The organism is Limnohabitans sp. JirII-29 (genome assembly GCF_003063395.1).
In the GTDB taxonomy this organism is placed as follows: domain Bacteria; phylum Pseudomonadota; class Gammaproteobacteria; order Burkholderiales; family Burkholderiaceae_C; genus Limnohabitans.
Genome location: NZ_NESB01000005.1, coordinates 127,420 through 146,277, shown reverse-complemented (window position 1 = coordinate 146,277; position 18,858 = coordinate 127,420). Strand labels below are relative to the sequence as shown.

Annotated in this window: 21 protein-coding genes; 5 read left to right on the top strand and 16 right to left on the bottom strand. The window is 59.5% G+C overall.

Annotated features, from left to right (window positions below; all coding sequences use genetic code 11):
* Nucleotides 1-17: 17 nt before the first annotated feature.
* Nucleotides 18-998 carry a tripartite tricarboxylate transporter substrate binding protein gene (locus B9Z39_RS10000; protein ID WP_158269485.1) on the top strand — a complete coding sequence of 327 codons (981 nt, stop codon included), beginning with the start codon at nt 18-20 and terminating at the stop codon, nt 996-998.
* Nucleotides 999-1,040: 42 nt separating this feature from the next.
* On the opposite strand, the gene B9Z39_RS09995 is transcribed toward B9Z39_RS10000, so the two are convergent.
* From B9Z39_RS09995 to B9Z39_RS09980, 4 genes are all read right to left on the bottom strand, one after another.
* Entirely contained in the window at nt 1,041-1,553 is a 513-nt protein-coding gene (locus B9Z39_RS09995) for a RidA family protein (RefSeq protein ID WP_233202459.1), read from the bottom strand.
* A gap of 76 nt (nt 1,554-1,629) precedes the next feature.
* The gene (locus tag B9Z39_RS09990) at nt 1,630-2,625 is read right to left on the bottom strand and encodes a tripartite tricarboxylate transporter substrate binding protein (protein ID WP_108301608.1); all 996 of its coding nucleotides are present in this window, start codon (nt 2,623-2,625) and stop codon (nt 1,630-1,632) included.
* A 42-nt stretch (nt 2,626-2,667) separates the two neighbouring features.
* Nucleotides 2,668-3,546 (bottom strand): alpha/beta hydrolase, encoded by an 879-nt coding sequence (locus B9Z39_RS09985; RefSeq protein WP_100144342.1) that lies wholly within the window; start codon nt 3,544-3,546, stop codon nt 2,668-2,670.
* Nucleotides 3,543-4,508 carry a tripartite tricarboxylate transporter substrate binding protein gene (locus tag B9Z39_RS09980; RefSeq protein ID WP_108301607.1) on the bottom strand — a complete coding sequence of 322 codons (966 nt, stop codon included), beginning with the start codon at nt 4,506-4,508 and terminating at the stop codon, nt 3,543-3,545. Before B9Z39_RS09980 ends, B9Z39_RS09985 begins: the two co-directional genes overlap by 4 nt.
* Nucleotides 4,509-4,595: 87 nt before the next feature.
* Here B9Z39_RS09980 and B9Z39_RS09975 point away from each other — a divergent pair, with 87 nt between their 5' ends.
* Nucleotides 4,596-5,447: an alpha/beta fold hydrolase gene (locus B9Z39_RS09975; protein ID WP_158269484.1), complete on the top strand. Its 852-nt coding sequence runs from the start codon at nt 4,596-4,598 to the stop codon at nt 5,445-5,447.
* Here the strand turns inward: B9Z39_RS09975 and B9Z39_RS09970 are convergent.
* The 8 genes from B9Z39_RS09970 to B9Z39_RS09935 all read right to left on the bottom strand — a co-directional run bounded on the left by B9Z39_RS09970 (nt 5,433) and on the right by B9Z39_RS09935 (nt 12,221).
* Nucleotides 5,433-5,858 carry a universal stress protein gene (locus B9Z39_RS09970; RefSeq protein WP_100144346.1) on the bottom strand — a complete coding sequence of 142 codons (426 nt, stop codon included), beginning with the start codon at nt 5,856-5,858 and terminating at the stop codon, nt 5,433-5,435. The genes B9Z39_RS09975 and B9Z39_RS09970 overlap by 15 nt on opposite strands.
* Before the next feature lie 151 nt (nt 5,859-6,009).
* Nucleotides 6,010-7,044 (bottom strand): DctP family TRAP transporter solute-binding subunit, encoded by a 1,035-nt coding sequence (locus tag B9Z39_RS09965; RefSeq protein ID WP_100144348.1) that lies wholly within the window; start codon nt 7,042-7,044, stop codon nt 6,010-6,012.
* Between the two features lie 34 nt (nt 7,045-7,078).
* Nucleotides 7,079-8,377: a TRAP transporter large permease gene (locus tag B9Z39_RS09960; RefSeq protein ID WP_100144350.1), complete on the bottom strand. Its 1,299-nt coding sequence runs from the start codon at nt 8,375-8,377 to the stop codon at nt 7,079-7,081.
* Complete coding sequence (locus tag B9Z39_RS09955) at nt 8,374-8,901, bottom strand: TRAP transporter small permease (RefSeq protein WP_108301605.1); 528 nt, start codon at nt 8,899-8,901, stop codon at nt 8,374-8,376. The genes B9Z39_RS09960 and B9Z39_RS09955 overlap by 4 nt, the downstream gene beginning before the upstream one ends.
* Before the next feature lie 26 nt (nt 8,902-8,927).
* Nucleotides 8,928-9,884, bottom strand: a complete 957-nt coding sequence (locus B9Z39_RS09950; RefSeq protein ID WP_100144354.1) for an alpha-ketoacid dehydrogenase subunit beta — start codon at nt 9,882-9,884, stop codon at nt 8,928-8,930.
* The gene (locus B9Z39_RS09945) at nt 9,875-10,849 is read right to left on the bottom strand and encodes a thiamine pyrophosphate-dependent dehydrogenase E1 component subunit alpha (protein WP_100145072.1); all 975 of its coding nucleotides are present in this window, start codon (nt 10,847-10,849) and stop codon (nt 9,875-9,877) included. Before B9Z39_RS09945 ends, B9Z39_RS09950 begins: the two co-directional genes overlap by 10 nt.
* A gap of 67 nt (nt 10,850-10,916) precedes the next feature.
* Nucleotides 10,917-11,528, bottom strand: a complete 612-nt coding sequence (locus B9Z39_RS09940) for a LysE family translocator (protein ID WP_100144356.1) — start codon at nt 11,526-11,528, stop codon at nt 10,917-10,919.
* On the bottom strand, nt 11,529-12,221 hold the full coding sequence (locus B9Z39_RS09935) for a glutathione S-transferase family protein (RefSeq protein WP_108301604.1): 693 nt from the start codon (nt 12,219-12,221) through the stop codon (nt 11,529-11,531). It abuts the gene before it with no gap.
* 100 nt (nt 12,222-12,321) lie between these two features.
* On the opposite strand from B9Z39_RS09935, the gene B9Z39_RS09930 reads away from it, so the two are divergent.
* Nucleotides 12,322-13,494 carry an ABC transporter substrate-binding protein gene (locus tag B9Z39_RS09930; protein ID WP_108301603.1) on the top strand — a complete coding sequence of 391 codons (1,173 nt, stop codon included), beginning with the start codon at nt 12,322-12,324 and terminating at the stop codon, nt 13,492-13,494.
* Nucleotides 13,495-13,512: 18 nt separating this feature from the next.
* Nucleotides 13,513-14,784, top strand: a complete 1,272-nt coding sequence (locus tag B9Z39_RS09925) for an MFS transporter (RefSeq protein ID WP_108301602.1) — start codon at nt 13,513-13,515, stop codon at nt 14,782-14,784.
* Here B9Z39_RS09925 and B9Z39_RS09920 read toward each other — a convergent pair.
* Genes B9Z39_RS09920 through B9Z39_RS09910 form a run of 3 tightly spaced genes read right to left on the bottom strand, consistent with a single transcriptional unit; the run spans nt 14,757 to nt 16,909 of the window.
* Nucleotides 14,757-15,401: a glutathione S-transferase family protein gene (locus B9Z39_RS09920; RefSeq protein WP_100144364.1), complete on the bottom strand. Its 645-nt coding sequence runs from the start codon at nt 15,399-15,401 to the stop codon at nt 14,757-14,759. The genes B9Z39_RS09925 and B9Z39_RS09920 overlap by 28 nt on opposite strands.
* Before the next feature lie 18 nt (nt 15,402-15,419).
* Nucleotides 15,420-16,025: a nuclear transport factor 2 family protein gene (locus tag B9Z39_RS09915; RefSeq protein ID WP_100144366.1), complete on the bottom strand. Its 606-nt coding sequence runs from the start codon at nt 16,023-16,025 to the stop codon at nt 15,420-15,422.
* Between the two features lie 2 nt (nt 16,026-16,027).
* A complete protein-coding gene (locus B9Z39_RS09910) occupies nt 16,028-16,909 on the bottom strand; it encodes a tripartite tricarboxylate transporter substrate binding protein (protein WP_158269483.1) in 882 nt (293 codons plus the stop codon).
* A 248-nt stretch (nt 16,910-17,157) separates the two neighbouring features.
* Between B9Z39_RS09910 and B9Z39_RS09905 the strand changes: the two genes are divergently transcribed.
* Nucleotides 17,158-17,796 (top strand): NAD(P)H-dependent oxidoreductase, encoded by a 639-nt coding sequence (locus B9Z39_RS09905; RefSeq protein ID WP_108301600.1) that lies wholly within the window; start codon nt 17,158-17,160, stop codon nt 17,794-17,796.
* Nucleotides 17,797-17,809: 13 nt separating this feature from the next.
* Here B9Z39_RS09905 and B9Z39_RS09900 read toward each other — a convergent pair whose 3' ends face one another.
* Nucleotides 17,810-18,781, bottom strand: coding sequence for a tripartite tricarboxylate transporter substrate binding protein (locus tag B9Z39_RS09900; protein ID WP_233248972.1), 972 nt, complete (start codon nt 18,779-18,781; stop codon nt 17,810-17,812).
* Nucleotides 18,782-18,858: the final 77 nt, after the last annotated feature.

The window sequence follows — 18,858 nt, the reverse complement described above, 5'->3', positions numbered from 1 at the left end:
ATACAACCGGAGACCCTATGACACGTCGTCACTTTCTGCACACCGCCCTGGCCACGGCCGCAGGTTTGAGCACCACCACCTTGTGGGCGCAAAGCGCTGCATGGCCCGACAAACCCATCAAAGTGGTGCTGTCGCAGCCCCCAGGCTCGGGCCCCGACAACGTGGCGCGCTTGCTGGGTGACCGCATCAGCAAGCCCTTGGGTCAACCTTGGGTGATCGACAACAAACCCGGTGGCCAAAACATCATCGGTGCGCAAGCCGCAGCGCGTTCGCCTGCTGATGGCTACACCTTGTACTTCGCCACCACCGCCGCGTTGGTGACCAACAAGCACCTGTTCAAGACCATGCCGTACGACCCACAGAAAGACTTTGTGCCGGTCGCCTTTGTGGCCAAGAGCCCGTTTGCGGTGTTGGTGAGGGCCGAATCACCCATTGCCTCGATCCAAGACCTGATTGCCCGTGCCAAGGCCACACCGGGCAAGCTGTCGCTGGCCAACGAGGGCCCACGCACCTTTGGCGGCATCATTGCGCGCCTCATCAATGCGCGTACCAAGATGGAAGCCAACTTGGTGTCTTACGCCTCGGTCAGCGTGGCGGTGCAAGACGTGTTGGGTGGACATGCTGAAGCCGTGGTGGCCGACTTGGCCTCGACCGCGCAACTGGTGCGCCAAGGCCGCTTGCGTTTGCTGGCCGTCACAGCGGGCAAGCGTGTGGCAGGTTGGGAACAAGTGCCTGCGTTGTCGGAGCTGCTGCCCAACTTTGAAATGGTGGGTTGGTTTGCCTTGATGGCACCGACCGGCACCCCAACGGCGGTGATTCAAAAGCTCAACGTCGAAGTCAACAAATTGTTGGCAGAGCCCGAGTTTGCGCAACGCATGCTCACCATGGGCCCGATTGCCGAGCCTTTGGGCGGAGCCGACAAGGCCGAAGCCTTCTTGAACCGTGAGCATGAGCGCTGGGCCGAAGTGGCCAAAGAGATTGGCCTCTTACCCGAGTAAGGCTGTTCAAAGGCCCTCACGCAGGGCCCTGACTCAGAGCGCTTACTTCTTCTTGGCCATGCCTTCGGCCGAGCAAGGGTTCTCGGTCGAGCAACGGTCGCCAATCACGCCCACGGCTTGAATTTCAATTTCAATGCCTGGGCGTGCGAAGTTGGTCACGGTGATCAGGGCACTGCCGGGGTAGTTGCCGTTTTGAAAAAAGTCTTTGCGCATTTCCACAAAGCGGTCGCCATAGCGTGACTCTTTGATGAACACCGTCATGCTCACGATGTTGGCCAAGCTGCCACCAGCTTTGCGCATCACTTGGTCGATCTGCGACACCACTTGTTTGGTTTGCGCTTCAAAGTTGTTGGAAATGTCTTTCCCGTCGTTGTCGCGGGTCGCGGTTTGACCGGCCACCCAGACCGTTTTGCCGCCTTCGGTGATGACGCCCGGTGAGAAGGCACGCGACAACTGGAATGGTGTTTTTTCCATGTACTCGGCTGCAGAGGCAGCGGGGAGATAGCCAGCAGCCAGCGTCACAAACGCAAGAATCGATGCAGTGAATTTTTTCATAGGGCTCTCTGTGTCAATGCATGGTCAAGATCAACCACCGCCCCAATGTAATTCAGACCGAGCGCCTTGACTGTGCTTACTCCGCCTGCACACCCGCCAGGCGAACCGCCTTGCGGGTTTGTTCAATGTCACGCGTCAAAAACTCGCGGAAAGCCTCGCCTGTGGTGCTGATTGGCACAGCGCCGTTCAGGGCAAACGCGTCGCGCAGCTCTTTGCTTTGCAAGGCTTGCGCCAGTTGACGGCGCAGCAGATCGATCACTTCGGCGGGCAGGCCTTTGGGGGCCATCAGCCCAATCCAGCTCGCAAACTCAAAACCAGGCAAGGTCTCGGCAATCGACGGCACCGTGCCCAGCGGCTGCGTGCCTTTGGGCATGCTGTGGCCCAGGGCTTTCAAGCGGCCGCCTTTGACCAGGGCCATGGCGGCGGGTGCGGGGGTGAGCGTCCAGTCGGTCTCGCCACTCACCACCGATCCCACCGATTGGCTGCCGCCTTTGTAGGGCACATGCAAGGCTTCAAAACCCGCCGCTGCACTCAAGGCCACACCTGCCAAATGGCTTACCGAGCCCGGCCCGGCTGAGGCCATGTTGAACCTGCCGCCCTGTGCCTTGGCATAGGCCACAAACTCCGACAGCTTGTTGACGGGCAGGGAGGTGCGACACACCAGCACATTGGGTAACAAGGCGATGAGCGAGATCAGCTCGAAGTCTTTCAGCGGGTCGTAGTTGACCGCTTTTTGCAGCAGCGGGGCCACGGTGGTCGAGCTGCTTGACGCCACGATCAAGGTGTAGCCATCGGGGGTGGCGAACTTGCCTGCATCCATGCCCACAGCGCCTGCGGCACCGGCCTTGTTGTCCACCACCATGGCTTGTCCCAACAGCGGGGTGAGCTGTTGACCCACCAGGCGACCCATGGTGTCGACCGAGCTGCCCGGCGCATTGGGCACGATCAAGCGCACCGGACGTGACGGGTAGCGTGGCGCTTGCGCCCACAGTGTGGCGGGGGCAGACAAACCAGCGCCACAGAGCAGGGCGCAAGACAACAGTTGGCGGCGAAATGGATCGGCAGATGGCATCCGTGACTCCTAGGTGTGTGGGGCCGATCTGGCGCAGTGGGCTCAGCCCTGCATCAGCTCTTGCAAAGCCTGCGCCATCAGGCCATCGGCTTGGGCAAAGGTTTCCAAAATTTCAAAATGGTTCAAACCCGTGCCCCATCGGAAGGTCAGTTCAACCTCTTGCCCAGACAGGTCTTTGGCAAAGTCACGCGCCTGGCGCTTGAACTCAGGTGACTCTTTGTCGCCACACAGCAACATCACGGGCATGGTGAATTTGCGTAAGTGCCTCTGCGGGCTCAATGCGTAGACGTTCTCGTCTGTGAACGCCACGTACTGGCTGCGTGCCGACAGGCGCACCGGCTCCAGGTCGTACATGCCACTGCAGCACAACAAACCATGGATGGGGGTGTGGGCCAAGCCCTCTTGTGCCCAGTTGTGTGTGGCCAAGCAGGCGGCCAGGTGTGCGCCTGACGAATGGCCCACCACGTAAATGCGTTCTGGGTCTGCCCCCATCGCCGCTGCGTGCTGAGCCGTGAAAGCCAGGGCGCGCTGCAATTGTTCGGCCAGGGTCATCAAGCGACCTTCGACGTCGGTGACGGCTGCAAAGTCTGGAATCACCACATGTGCTCCACGCTTGAGCAGCCATGCCACGGCCATCGCATAGTCCTGCGCCTGACCACGTCGCCACGCGCCGCCATGGATGAAAAAAACCAGCGGCGCGTTGGCGTTTGGGCTGGGGTACCAATCCAACGCTTCTATGGGGGTGGGGCCGTAGGCCATGTGCTGCACCTGCGTGCCTTGTGCATGCACGTACGCACGCGCTTCGGCGCTGCGCGCGGCACAACGTGCCATCACCTCCACCATGTTGGGGGCATGTTGGGTCTGGTCATAGGCCCAGTCGAGTTGGTCTTGCGTCAAGTCTCGCCAGATGGTTGTTTTCATTCGATCACTGCTCCTGATGCTTTGATGGTGGTTCTGCGGGAAGCACTTTCGCTGCGGATGTGGCGACGAAACTCGTCCGGTCCCAAACCCACAAAGTCGTACGACTTGCCTTCGATCTCTTTGCTGCGAAAGTCGGGCTCGCTGATCACCGCCAAGATATCGCGGTGCATGCGATTGACCAGGGCAGGCGCAAAGCTGGCTGGTGCAAACACGCCCACCCAGACATTGGCATCCACTTCTGGAAAACCCAACTCGGTCATGGTGGGCACATCGGGGTAGGCCGCTGCACGGGTTTTACCGCCATAAGCCAAGGGCTTGATGCGCTTGCTGGCCATGTGGGGGCGTGCCGACACAATGCCCGACCACGTGAGCGGCACTTCGCCACTGACCACAGCGGTCACCGCCTGCGGAATGCCGCGGTAAGGAATGTGCACGATGAACACGCCCGCTTTTTGTTTGAGCATCTCGGTGGCCAGCTGCGGTTGGCTACCCGGCCCATACGACGCGTACGACAAAGACCCGGGCTTGGCTTTGGCCATGGCCAGCAATTCTTTGAGGTTGTTGGCAGGCAGGCTGGCGTTGGCCACCAGCATTTGGCTGAACGCCACCAGTTGCGTCACAGGCGCAAAGTCTTTGTCAGCGTCGTAGGGCAGCTTGCTGTAGAGATGTGGGTTGATGGTGAAGGTGGCATCGGTGGTGAACAGCAAGGTGTGGTTGTCCGTGGACCTGGCCACCGCTTCCGTGCCAATCAAGGTGTTGGCGCCGGGGCGGTTGTCGATGGTGATGGGCTGCTGCCATTTGTCTTGCAAGCGTTGGGCCAGGGCCCGTGCCATCACATCCACGCCGCCGCCTGCGGGGTAGGGCACGATGAGTTTGACGGGGCGTGTGGGCCACTCTTGCGCGCTTGCTGAACCTGCGGCCACACAGAGCGCCGCGAACAAAACCGCCATCCAATGTTTCATGTGTGTATCCAAATACCAAAGGTTAGGATGCGGCCCAACGTCCAAGCACCCACAGAACTCAAATCGGCCCCGATCATGACACACCCCATGGCCTTTCCTTCTCTGCCTGAAGTGCGATTTGCACGTATCCCGCAAGAGTCCCAAGCACGCTACTTGGGCGACCGCTTCTCTTACATCGAAGCTGGACCTGCGGATGCGCCGTGTGTGTTGTTTTTACATGGCATTGGCAGCAATGCCACCTACTTTCGCTTTCAATTTGCGTCACTGAGCCATCGCTTTCGCGTGGTGGCCTGGAACGCACCCGGCTACTGGATGAGCGACAACTTGAAGACCGAGCACCCCAGCGATGCCGACTACGCACAGGCCGTGGCGGACTTTACCCAGGCATTGGACATCCATGACATGGTGTTGTGCGGCAACTCGTTTGGTTCGGTGGTGGCGCAGGCCTTTGCCATGCGCCATCCACAACGCGTTGAGCGTTTGATTTTGACCGGCACAGGCGTGGGCCAAAAGCAGCTCAGTGCACAACGGCGCGAAGCCTTTGAGGCACGGGCCCGACGCATACGCTTGGGTAGCTACCAATACGGTGATGCGGGGGTGGACAACCTGGTGGGGCCTCACGCCTCGCCCGCGTTGCGGGCCATGTTGGTGGCCGTCACGCGCGGCACGCAAGCGGCGGGCTTGTTGCGGGCGGTGTCATTCAGATTGAGCGACTTTTACACGCCTGATTTCGCCGCCGCTCTCACCATGCCCGTGTTGCTGGTGCAGGGCAGCGAAGACCGCACCAACCCCAGACAAGACAATGCCGACCTTCTCTTGCCCCAATTGCCGCATGGGCGATTGGTTGAGTTGGTCGGCATTGGGCATTTGCCCGAGGTGGAAGCCCCGGACACCTTCCATCAGTTGCTGGAGAGTTTCCTCAGCTCACTTGACCAGTAGCACCGGCACTTTGGCCACAGCCAGTACCTTGTGAGCCACCGAGCCCACCACCAAGTCTTTGATGGATGAGCGGCCTTTGGAGCCCATCACGATCATGTCGAACTTGCCCGATTCGGACTCGGCCTTGATTTGATCGGCAGGGTGACCATAGCGAATCACCATGTCGTGGGCCACGCCCATTTTGTCGAACAGCTTTTGTGCGCTGCCAATGTCTTTCTCGCTCAGCCCGCGCAGGTAGTCGCTGACCGCGTCTTTGGGCACGTATTTTTTGAAATGTTTCAAAGCCGTGTCGTCATGCACAGAAATGATCGTGATGTGACTTTTGCCCTTGAGTGACGCAGCCAATGTGGCGGCGTACTTGGCGCCAGACAGCGAATTTTTTGAACCATCGATCGCGACTAAAAGCTTCATGCGTTGCTCCTTGGAAATGAGTTGGTGAACTATAGAGTGAATAAACAGCACCTTGCGTGATCTTGATCAAACTAACATGAATCAAGATTCGATGAAGATGCTGTGTTTGCCCCTTTGCTCCAGAAATTCAGATGTGCTGACTCTGCGCCGCTTATTTCTTGCGAGCAGCAATGGCTTTTTCAGCCATGTCCACCAGCTCGACGCCGACGGTCTTTTTCCACTTCTCGTACACGGGGCGAGTGACTTTCACAAACGCGTCGCGTTCGGCAGGAGTGAGTTGGGTCACAGTCACGCCCATGGCAGCAATGTCTTTGAGCACCGGTTTGTCGGCTTCGATCAAGCCTTTGCGGGCCATGGCAATTTCTTGATGACCGGCATCGATGGCGGCTTGGCGCACGATGGCTTGGTCAGCCGCGGTCCATGAGTTCCAAATCTCTTTGTTCACCACAAAGATCAGCGGATCGGCCATGTAGCCCCAAGTGGTGACGAATTTTTGACCCACGGTGTGCATCTTGAGCACCGTGAATAAGAACAAGGGGTTTTCTTGACCATCCACCGCGCCGCTTGAGAGGGCGGGTTGCGCATCGGCCCAGCTCATTTGCGTGGGATTGGCTCCCATGGCGCTGAACATGTCCGAGAAGATGGGCGAACCCACCACACGAATCTTCATGCCCTTGAGGTCTTCGGGCGACTTGATCACGCGCTTGGAGTTGGTCACTTCGCGGTAGCCGTTCTCACCCCAGGCCAGTGGCATCACGCCAGACTTGTCGAGGGTTTGAAAAATCTTCTTTCCCACCTCGCCTTGCGTCAGCGCGTCCAGCGCAGCGTAGTCGGGCATCAAAAAGGGCAGCGAGAACAAATTGAGTTCTTTCACCTGGGGAGACCAGTTGATGGTCGAGCCCACCGCCATGTCGATCACACCTTGGCGCAGGGCGCTGAACTCGCGCGTTTGGTCGCCTTGAATCAGCGACACACCGGGGTAGAGCTTGATGTTGATGCGCCCCTGCGTGCGCTCTTTCACCATGTCGGCCCACAGCTTGCCCGCTTGTCCCCAAGGGGTGGGAGGGCCCAGCACCAGTGACATGCGGTACTCAGCTTTGTAGGTTTGTGCCGGTGCGGCCACCGAGAAGGCGGCCAGCGCGGTGGCCGCAGCCAACACGCTCACGAGAGTTCGACGAAGTTTCATGAATGTCTCCTTATAAAAATCAACGGTCGCAAAATCAGTAGCCCATGTAACGCGGCAGCCACAAGGCCAACTCTGGCCAAGCGATGACGGCCACCATCACCAAGAACATCGAAAACAGCATCCAGCCAACCCAGCGCACGGTCTCCTCCATGCGCACGCCCGCAATGCGGCAAGACACCATCAGGTTCACCGCCAACGGGGGCGTGAACTGACCCAGCGCCACTTTGAGTGTGAGGATGACGCCAAACCACACCGGGTCCCATTTGTAGAACTGCACGATGGGCCACAGCAAGGGCACAAAAATCAAAAAGATCGACACGCCGTCCAAGAACATGCCCACGGTGATGAGCATCAAGATCAACAAGGCCAACACACCGTACTCGCCCAGCCCAGAGTTAACGATGGCTTGGGTGATCGGGTCGATCACGCCCAGTGTGGACAACGAGTAGGCAAAGATGCCCGCCAGCGACACCACTAGCAAGATGATGGCCGACAACTCCCCCGACTCGCGCAAGATGACAAACAGGTCGCGAACTGCAATGGTGCGGTGAATCACCATGCCCACAAACAAGCCGTAGAACACGGCCACCACAGCCGCTTCGGTGGGGGTGAACCAACCGGCACGCATGCCACCCAAAATCAGCACCGGTGCGGCCAAGCCCCACGAGGCTTCGCGCAGGCTTTGCCAAAACGGGGGGCGTGGCAGGCTGGCCTCCAGCGCACCCATCTTGTGTTTGCGCGCCATCCACACGGTGGGGATGATCAAGGCCAAACCGGCCAACACCCCCGGCACCATGCCCGCGGCAAACAGCGCAGGCACCGAAGCCCCTGGCACCAACACCGAATACACGATGAAGGCCACCGAAGGCGGAATCAAGATGTCGGTGGCAGCCGCAGCCCCCACCACACTGGCCGAAAAAGCCGCTGGGTAACCGGCCCGCGACATGGCCGAAATCATCACCGCGCCTACCGCGGCTGCATTGGCCGGACCAGAGCCCGAGATGCCGCCCAAGAACATGGCCACCACAATTGCCACCAAGGGCAACATGCCGGGACCCCGCCCCACCATGGCCACGGCAAAGTTCACCAGCCGCAAGGCCACGCCCGAGCGGTCAAAGATGGAGCCCACCAACACAAACATCGGAATCGCCAGCAAGGGGTACTTGCCCAGACCCGCGTAAAAGTTTTGCGGCACGGCCAACAGGCCAAACCATTGCGCATCGGCATTGGCCAAGGCAATGCAGGCGGCACCCGCCAGACCCAAGGCCGCGCCGATGGGCACGCCCATCAGCATCATCACCACAAAGGCGGTAAACAGCAGGGTGGGGATCATGCGCGACGCCCCCGACGGATGAACAGACCCAAGGCACGGCCTGCAATGGCCACCGACATGATCGGCAGCCAGATGGTGTACCACCACTGCGGCACGCCAATTCCCGGTGAGGTTTCGCCAAAGCGGATGTCGTCCCACACCATGCGCGTGCTGAGCACCGCGATCAGGGCGAACAACACAAACACCATCAGCGCGCCAAATCGTGCCAGCGCGCGCTGGCGTGCAGGCGAGCCACTGTCGGCAAAGTACTCGATGCGAATTTGGCGGTTGCGCGCCACCGACGCCGAGCCCGCCACCAAGGCCAGCACGATCATCAGAAACACCGAGAACTCCTCGGTCCAAGCAAACGACTGGTTGGTGAAGTAGCGCACCAACACATTGCCAAAGGTGATCAAGGCCAACAGCCCCATCACGATGACGGTGAGCCAGTCTTCAATTCTTAGGGGGATGACGGTGACTTCGTCTTGTGCAGACGGGTCCGGCACTTCAAGGGGCAAGTGCGCTGGGTCGTGGGGATGTGTCATGAGAGGAGAGCGGTTCAATCTGAAAATCACTTTAGCATGGCATGCACAGTGGCCATCACCTGTGCGGCGCTGATGCGCGACTGGGCTTCCAGCACCGGCGCGTAGCCCACTGGAATGCGCGGCGCACCCAGGCGCTTGACTTTGCAGCCGGTGGCTTCGGCGGCAGTGGCTGCAATCTCAGCGCCAAACCCTGCGGCTTGCACGGCCTCGTGCACCACCAGCAAATGGCCGGTGCGTGCGCATGAACTGAGCACCGCGTGGCGGTCCCAAGGCCAGATGGTGCGCAGGTCGATCAGCTCGACCTCAATGCCTTGTTGCGCCAGTTGCGCACAGGCCTCGGCGCAAATTTGCACCTGCTTGCTCCAGCTCACCAGCGTCACGCGCTGGCCTGCACGCAAGGTCTGGGCTTGGCCCAGGGTGGCGGTGTGCGTGGGGTCCACCTCGCCACTCAAACCCCACAGGGTTTTGTGTTCCATATAAACCACCGGGTCGCCACTGGCCAAGGCGGCACGCAGCAAGCTGTAGTTGTCTTGCGGGGTGGCGGGGCAAACCACCACCACGCCTGGCAGGTGGGCAAACCAGCTCTCCAGCGACTGCGAGTGTTGGGCGGCCGAGGCATCCCAAATGCCAATCGGCATGCGCACCACCATCGGCACCCGGCCTTGACCGCCAAACATGAAGCGGTTTTTGGCGGCTTGGTTGACGATCTCGTCCATGCCGCACAGCGCAAAGTCGACCACGCGCATTTCCACCACCGGGCGCAAACCCGCCAAGGCCATGCCCACGCCCGCGCCCAAAATAGCCGCTTCGCTGATGGGCGTGTCGATCACACGCTGCGCGCCAAACTGGGCTTGTAGACCTTTGTATTGGCCAAAAATACCGCCGCGTCCCACGTCTTCGCCCAGCACCACCACGCTGGCGTCAGCGCTCATCTCGTGTTGCAGGGCCAGCACGGCGGCTTCTGCATAAGTCATCACAGCCATTGACCGTCTCCCAAGGTTTGCACATCGGTGAAGGCCGCGCTGGCCAGGGGCCAAGCCGCAGCATGGGCCACAGCCACGGCAGTGTCGACCTCGGCCTGAGCTTCGCGCGAGATGGTGTCGAGCACCTGTGCATCGCTGCCGGGCAGCGACAGGTAGTGCTGACGGGCGCGTGCAATGGGGTCGGTCAGCAGGGCTGCTTGCAGTTCAGCTGGGTCGCGGTAAGCGGCCAGGTCCACCGACACATGGCCTTTGACACGGTAGGTGTGGGCATGCAGCAAGCGCGGGCCACTGCCGCCACGTACTTGCGCCACCAGCTGTGCGGCGCTGGCATGCACGGCCAACACGTCGTTGCCATCCACTTTTTCGGCAGGAATGTCCAAGCTCGCGGCGCGTGCAGATGCCCCAGCGCCAGCGGTCATGGGGCCGCTCGCTGTGGTGGCGCTCCAGCGGTTGTCTTCACACACAAACAACACCGGCAGTTGGTACACCTGCGCCCAGTTGAGCGCTTCTAAAAAAGGCCCCCGGTTGATCGCGCCATCGCCAAAAAAACACACGGTGATGCCGCTGCGCTGTTGCAGCTTTTGCGCATGGGCCGCACCCACGGCAATGGGCAGGCCGGCTGCCACCACGCCGTTGGCACCCAGCATGCCCACCGAAAAATCGGCAATGTGCATCGAGCCGCCCTTGCCGCCGTTGGTGCCGTCGGCTTTGCCAAACAACTCGTTCATCATGCGCTGTAAGTTGGCACCTTTGGCCAAGGTGTGGCCATGGCCACGGTGGGTAGAGGTCAGGTAGTCGTCGGCGCGTAAATGGGCGCACACGCCCGCAGGCACGGCCTCTTGTCCGGTGGACAAGTGCAGCGGGCCGCGCACTTTGGCACTGCCGTCGGCTGACTTGCCATAGGCGCTCACGCCACCTTGGCTGGCTTGCTCGGCGGCGTTTTCAAATGCGCGAATGCGCACCATGGTGCGGTAGAGCGCAAGCAGTGTTTCGGTCTCTGGGGTCAAGGTGTCTCCTCCAGGTTGTAGGGTGTCAGAGCTGGGTCATCCAAAGTGCTGTAGCGACCAAGACAGCCGCCATGCAGCGGTTGAATAGGCGCAAGCGTTGGTGCGTTTGGTGGGGCCCACTCAGCCAGTCACGCAGCAGCGAGCCTACCAGCGCGTAGGTCAGGTTGCTGACCAAACCAAAGACTAGCATCAACGGCAAGATCACGGCAAAGCGTTGCAGCGCATCGTCGTGCCCGGCCATCCAGCCTGCCACCACGGTCAAGGCCAGCATCCAGGCCTTGATGTTCAAAAATTGCAACAACACGCCTTGCGCAAAACCCACCCGCAATGCTGCGCCGTCGGCAGCCACCAAACTCCGTGTGCGCGCCAGTTTGAAGGCCAGCCACAGCAAGTAGCCCACGCCCACGCTTTGTATTGCCAAGCGCAGCATAGGCCAAGCCAGCACCAAGCTGCCCACGCCTGCGGCGCACACGCACAGCAGCAGGCCCCATCCCACCGGCACCGCCAACACAAAACGCAGCGCATGGCGCAACCCCAAGTTGGCCGCCAGTGCGGTCGACAAGGTGGTGTTGGGCCCGGGGGTGAAGCTGGTCAAGGTGGCCAGCACCAGCAAGGCCGTGAGCTCGCTCGGCGGCAATTACTTTTTCAAGCGCTCGTTTTGCGGGAACATGAAACGCTTGGCCTCATCGTCCAACTCGGCTTTGAAGGTGTTGCGGGTTTTCAGCGCTTCAGCACGCTGCGCGGCGGGGCGAGCGTTGATCTCATCGAGCAAGCGCTTGATGTGTGGGTACACCGTCCATGGGTTTTCCAGACCCAACACATAAGGCACCATGCGTGCCCAGCCCCAAAACGCCATGTCAACGATGGAGTAGTGCTCGCCCAGCATGTAGTGGTGGTTGCTCAGGTGTTCGTTGATCACGCCCCAATGGCGGTGCGCCTCAAAGTCGTAGCGGTTCAAGGCATATTCTTTGGGCTCGGGCGCGGCATGGCGAAAGTGCACCGACTGGCCCGAAAAGGGGCCAATGCCCGAGGCAATGAACATCAGCCACGACAGCATTTGCCCACGCTCGACGCTGCCCGCTTGCAGGGGCACAAACTGTTGCTCGCGGTCGGCCAGGAACAACAAAATCGCGTTGCTGTCGAACACCGTCACATCGCCATCCATGATGGCGGGCACTTTGCTGTTGGGGTTGACTTGCTTGAAGGCGGGGTCGAACTGTTGCCCTTTGCGGGTGTCTACGGGGATGGCCTCGTAGGGCAAGCCCAGCTCTTCGAGCAGCAGCGCAATCTTCATGGGGTTGGGTGCTGCGTTGTAATAGAACTTGAGCATGCGGTGTCTCCTGAGGCAGTGGTTAGAAGCTGTCATTCTATGGACATGACTTGGGGCGTTTTGATGCTGTAATCTGCCCATTCATCACCAAGGAGACACGATGCAAAAAAGACACATGATGGCCCTGACCGCTGCCTGCCTGATGGGCTTGGGTTTGACCACGGCACAGGCCCAAGACGACACCTTCAAGGTCGGTCTGCTGTTGCCCATGACGGGACCCTTTGCGTCCACCGGCAAGCAGCTCGAAGCAGGGGCCCGTTTGTACTTGGCGCAAAACGGCAGTACCGTGGCTGGCAAAAAAATTGAACTCATCTTGCGCGACGACACCAGCACACCCGATGTGACCAAGCGCTTGGCCCAAGAGTTGGTGGTGAACCAAAAAGTCAATGTGTTGGCAGGCTTTGGCTTGACCCCTTTGGCCTTTGCCACCGCACCCGTGGCCACCCAATCCAAAACACCGATGGTGGTCATGGCTGCTGCGACTTCCAGCATCACCCAGGCGTCGCCCTACATCGTGCGTTCGAGCTTCACCGTGCCTCAGGTGGTGACGGCCCTGGCCGATTGGGCCTACAAAAACAACATCAAAAAAGTGGTCAGCTTGGTCACCGACTACGGCCCTGGCGTGGACTCTGAAAAGTTTTTCAAAGACACCTTCATTGCCAACGGCGGTGTGGTGGTTGAGACCTTGCGCGTGCCCTTGCGCAACCCCGACTTCGCCCCGTTCTTGCAAAAAGTGCGTGACGCCAAGCCCGATGCCTTGTTTGCCTTTGTGCCTGCCGGCGTGGGCACTGCTTTGATGAAGCAGTTCACCGAGCGCGGCTTGGACAAAGCCGGTATCAAAGTGATTGCCGAAGGCAGCGTGACCGACGACGACATCTTGAACGACATGGGCGAGGTGGCGCTGGGCTTGGTGACTGCCCACCACTACTCGGCTGCGCACAACTCGCCACAGAACAAAAAGTTTGTCGAGGCCTTTGCCAAAGCCAACAACGGCATGCGCCCCAACTTCATGGCCGTGGGGGCGTATGACGGCATGCGTGTGATTGTGGAAGCCCTCAAAGCCACCCAGGGCAAGGGCGACGGCGACGCCTTGTTGGCCGCCATGAAAGGCCAGATTTTTGAGAGCCCACGTGGCCCCATGTACATCGACGCGCAAACCCGTGACGTGGTGCACAACATCTACATCCGCAAGGTCGAGCGCAAAAACGGCCAGCTCTACAACACTGAAATTGAAACCATCAAAGACGTGAAAGACCCAGGCAAGGCGCGTTGATCTTTTTCATCTGAAGTCATGCCCAGCACACCGGCCAGTGCCGACCTGATTGACTCGCGCTACGCTGCGTGGCGCTTGCTCACCACCCTGGTGTTGGTGACGTTGGGCAACAGCAGCATGTATGTGGTGTCCGTGGTGCTGCCCACGGTACAAGCGGAATTCGGCGTCAACCGCGCTGACGCTTCGCTGCCCTATACCTTCATGATGATTTGTCTGGGCTTGGGCGGCTTGTGGACCGGTAAGTGGGCCGATCGCTACGGCATCACCCCGGTGCTGCAAGTGGGCTCGGTCGCGGTGTGCGCGGGCTTTGTGTTGGCCGGCATGTCGGGCAGCATCTGGACTTTTGGTTTGGCCCATGGTTTGTTGCTGGGCCTGCTGGGTGGGGCCTCCACCTTTGCACCCCTCATGGCCGACACCTCGTTGTGGTGGAACAAGCGCCGCGGCATGGCTGTGGCCATTTGTGCCAGCGGCAACTACGTGGCGGGCACCTTCTGGCCGCCCGTGGCGCAGTGGGGCATCGAGACCATCGGTTGGCGCCACACCTACATTGGCATGGGCTTGTTCTGTGGTGTGGGCATGGCCTTGCTGTCTTTGCGCATGCGACAGCGCCCGCCCATGGTGGTGCTCACACCGGCCACTGCACCTGAGGTCGCGTCGCACAGTTCACCCACGGCGTCAACCGCACGGCCCTTTGGCTTGAGCCTCAACCACGCGCAGTGGCTGTTGTGTGTGTCGGGGGTGGCTTGTTGTGTGGCCATGTCGATGCCGCAGGTGCACATCGTGGCGTATTGCACCGACCTGGGCTTTGGCGCCGCGCGTGGTGCCGAAATGCTGTCTCTCATGCTTGGCTGCGGCATCGTCAGTCGCTTGGCCTCGGGTTGGATTTGCGACCACATTGGTGGCATTCGCACCTTGTTGCTGGGGGCGAGCTTGCAGGGCTTGGCCTTGTTGCTGTTCTTACCCTTCGATGGCCTGGTGCCGCTCTACCTCATCTCGGCCATGTTTGGTTTGTTCCAGGGTGGCATCGTGCCGTCCTACGCCATCATCGTGCGCGAACACTTTCCGCCTCAAGAGGCCGGGGCGCGCGTGGGGGCTGTGATCATGGCCACCTTGGTCGGCATGGCGCTGGGTGGCTGGATGTCGGGCAAAGTGTTTGACTTGACGGGCTCTTACCAAGCAGCCTTCCTCAACGGCATCGCTTGGAACTTGGTCACTGTCTCCATTGCCGCTTGGTTGTACTGGCGGGTGGTGCGAAACAAGCGTCAAGCAGCTTTGGCAAACTCAGCCTGAATCTGCGCTTCGTAGGCCAGCAACTTTTGCACACTGGCGCGCTGCTCCATGCGGTGCATGTGGGCCATGCAATTCTTGAAACCCGACACATCGGGTTTGAATTGCGTGGCACGACGGAAACACCAGTAAAAGTAGGCGTCGACACAACTGAAGTGGTCCATGAACCACTCGCGTCCTGCCAATAAATCGTCGGCAATTTGGAGCATCTCAAACAAGGAGTGCGAGGCCAGTTCTCGCACGTTGTTGGCGGCACCTTCCAGTGTGCAATAGCGCTCGGTGCGGGCTTGCTGCGTGAGCTTGGGGTGAATGCCCGATGCGCACCAGGCCATCAAGGAAATCGCCTTCACATAAGCCATGGGGTCTTGGGGCAACAACTTGGCCTCTGGAAATTGACGCGCAATCCAAATTTGAATGGCTACGTTTTCGGTCAACGGTTCGCCATCAATGATCAGCGTGGGCACTTTGGCTTTGGGGTTGATGCGCAAATACTCCGGGCTGTTGTGCTGGTTCTTGCCGAGGTTGATGGGCATCGGTTCGAACTCGGCGCCTGCTTCGGTGAGCAAGATGTAGGGCACCAAAGAGCAGGCGAGGGGGCAGTAGGCGAGGGTGAGTTTCATGGAGGGTGTCTTTCAAAATCAAGTGTTGAGCCAGGCAAGGCCTTCAGCATACAAGCGTGTCAGCACCTCGCTGTTGGGGGTGGGCAAGCCTTCGGTGATGGTGGCGCCCCCTTGTGCTTGCATGTACGCCAAATGGCGGTAGCCCTCGGGGTGTTTGGCCAATTGCGCGGGGTCGAGTTGCAGCGTTGCGGCGGGGTCGAGCACATCCATGCGGTCTTTTTCGTAAATTGGCACGCGCTTTTGAATGCGCCATGCATCGCCCTGGCGGACAAACTGGTCAAAAAAGCGACCGTAGCAGGTGATGTCCACCTCGACGCCATGCACCATGCCACGTGCCAGCAAGATCATGCGCGTCTCGGCCAGGGCTTTGTCGCCTTGGATGTCAATGGTTGCCGCGCCAATGAAGTGCTGGGCCTTGGCGCCACGCTTGGCTGCTTCTGTCGAGCGGTTCACAAATTCATGGGCAGGCCCGACAAACCACGTGGTGTACATGGTGGCGTCGGCTGTGTAGAACGAACGCAATAGGTCCCAACGGCCGGCATCGCGTGCCAAGCCCCAGTCTTGAACCACCTGTGTGATGGTGGCACGGTCCATCAGGGTTTGAAGTGCTGTGGATGTGGTCATGTTCACTCTGCCTTGATGCCGGCTTGGCGTAAAAATTGTGGCCACTTTTCAGCTTCTGCTTTCACATAACGCTCGGTGTCTTTGAGGTTCATGTTGAGTGGGCGCACGCCTGAAGTTTCGAGGCGTTTGCGCAAGTCAGGCTGTTGCATGACCTTGCCCATGGCAGCGCGCAATTTGTCAAGAACCACGCTGGGGGTTTGGGATGGGGCAAAAATACCAATCCAGCTCTCCAACACCAAGCCAGGCAAACCAGCTTCACGACCAAATGGGACATGGGGCAACAAGGGGTCGCGGCTGGCGTTGGAGGTGACGATGGCCTTGACGCGCTCACCCTCCAAGAACGGACGCACCGTGGCGGTGTTGTCAAAGAACAAGTCCACTCGGCCACCAAACAAATCGGTGTAAGCGGGTTGTGCGCCCTTGTAAGGCACTTCCAAAATATTCACACTCGCCAAGCTCTTGAGCAAGGCGGCCGCCACATGTTGACCCGTGCCTGCACCGCCCGTGGCAATGGTCAGTTTGCCGGGGTTGGCGCGGGCGTAGTCGATCACCTCTTGCAGTGTCGACAGAGGCAGGTCTTTGCGCGCAATCAAGGTGTACGAAAACGAGCCTGCCAAGGCCACCGGCACAAAGTCGGTGACCGGGTTGTAGGGGAGCTTGTCGTACAGGCCGGGTGTGAAGGCGATGTTGGCCAATCCCCCCATCAGCAAGGTGTAGCCATCAGGCGCAGCTGCGGCAGCGGCTTGGGTGCCCACCACAGTGCCTGAACCTGTGCGGTTCTCGACAACCATGGATTGACCGAGTTCGGACGAGAGCTTTTCAGCCAACAAGCGCCCCACCAAGTCGTAGCCGCCACCGGGTGCGGTCGGCACGATCAGACGCATGGGTTTGGACGGATAACTTTGTGCTGTGGCGACCCCGCAGAAAAGTGCAACCGCAAACCATGTTGTTTGCGTCAATCGGTATACAAAACGATGCATGAATTGGGCCTTGTTTGTCTCGGTCTATGTTGCTAGGGCTGCGGCAGTCTAGTGACGCAAGTCCTTGCGCAGAAGATGTCAAATTCTTCAGGGTGATCGCAATAACGGATACCTGTGTTCGAATACAGCCTTGACGAACTAGGAAGATGTGAATGTCTGAGCTGCTGAATAAATTGCAATGGCGCTATGCCGCCAAAAAACTCGATCCCACCCAAGCGGTGCCACAAGACAAGGTGGACCGTATCTTGGAGGCTGCCCGCCTGGCACCCACCTCCAGCGGTTTGCAGCCGTTTGAAATTTATGTGATCAAAAACAAGGCCCTGCGCGAAAAAATCAAGCCATTGGCGTTTGGCCAACAGCAAGTCGAAGATTGCTCGCATCTGCTGGTGTTTGCCGCGTGGGACAACTACACCCCCGAGCGCATCAACATGATGTTTGACCTGACCAATACAGAACGCAACTTTGTCAGCGAAGGTGGTGAGAACTACCGCCAGATGCTGCTGGCCAACTACCCCAAGCGCGACGCCGAAGTCAACTTTGAGCACGCTGCCAAGCAGGCCTACATTGGTTTGACGGCCGCCATGATTTCTGCGGCCTTCGAAGGCGTGGACTGCACCCCCATGGAAGGTTTTGACCCCAAGAACCTGGACGAACTGCTGGGCTTGCGTGCCAAGGGTTTGCGCAGCGTGGTGATCTTGCCCCTGGGCTACCGCGAGGCCGACAAAGATTGGTTGGTCAACCTCAAAAAGGTTCGCCGCCCCAACGACCAGTTCATCACCGAGATCGACTGAGCGGCAAAAGGTCTCAGTCCACCGAGACCTTCACTTTTTTCAACACCTCGGCATAGCGGGCCAAATCAACGCTCATCAGGTCTGACACCTGCTGCGGTGAACCGGTGCTGATGGTGAAGCCGAAATTCGCCATCTTCTCTTTCACGTCGGGCTGCGACAGGGCGTCGTTTACCCCTTTGTTGATCTCTGCAATCACGCTGGCAGGTGTGCCACGTGGAGCCATCAAGGCCACCCAAGTCAGTGCGTCCAAATCTTTGGGCCCACCGCTCTCGGCCAAGGTGGGCACATCGGGCATGGCGGGTGAGCGTTTGGCATCAGACACGGCCAACACGCGCAACTTGTTGCCGCGAATCAATGCGCCTGCGGTGGCAATGCTGCCGTAGGCCCAGTCGACTTCACCCGTTGACACGGCGGCGTACAACTGCGAGGTTTCTTTGTAGGGCACGTGCAGCATCTCAGCGCCGAGCGCTGTTTCTAAACGTGCAGAGCCCAGGTGAATGGGGCCGCCCACCGCATTCGATCCATAACGCAAGGGCGCGTCTTTTTTGCTGGCCGCTGCCATGAAGTCTTTGAGCGATTTGTTCGGGCTGTCCATGCCCACCACCACAAAGAAAGCTGCCTTGTAGAGCACGGCAACGGGCACCAAGTCTTTGGCAGGGTCGTAGGATAACTTCTTGAAGATCAAGGGGTTGATAGACATATTGCCCACATCCACCACCACCAAATCATGGCCTGTTGGCGGTGCGTTCTTCATGGCGTTGATGGCCACTGCACCAGCGCCACCGGGCTTGGCGTCCACGATCACGCTTTGTCCCCAACGCCCTTGCAATTTGTCTGCCACCAAACGTGCCACCACATCGGGGCCACTGCCGGTGGGAAACACGCTCCACATCTTGACAGGTGCTGTCGGTGTGAATTGGGCCAAGGCCGTGCTGGCTGTCAAAGCCATGGCGCTGCATGCAATCAGGTGTTGGATGAGTTTCAAAAGATGTCTCCGTTGTATGTGTAGTTTGTGTGTTCAACCGCCCGGCATCCTATGCACGCCTTGATCTTCGAGGAAGA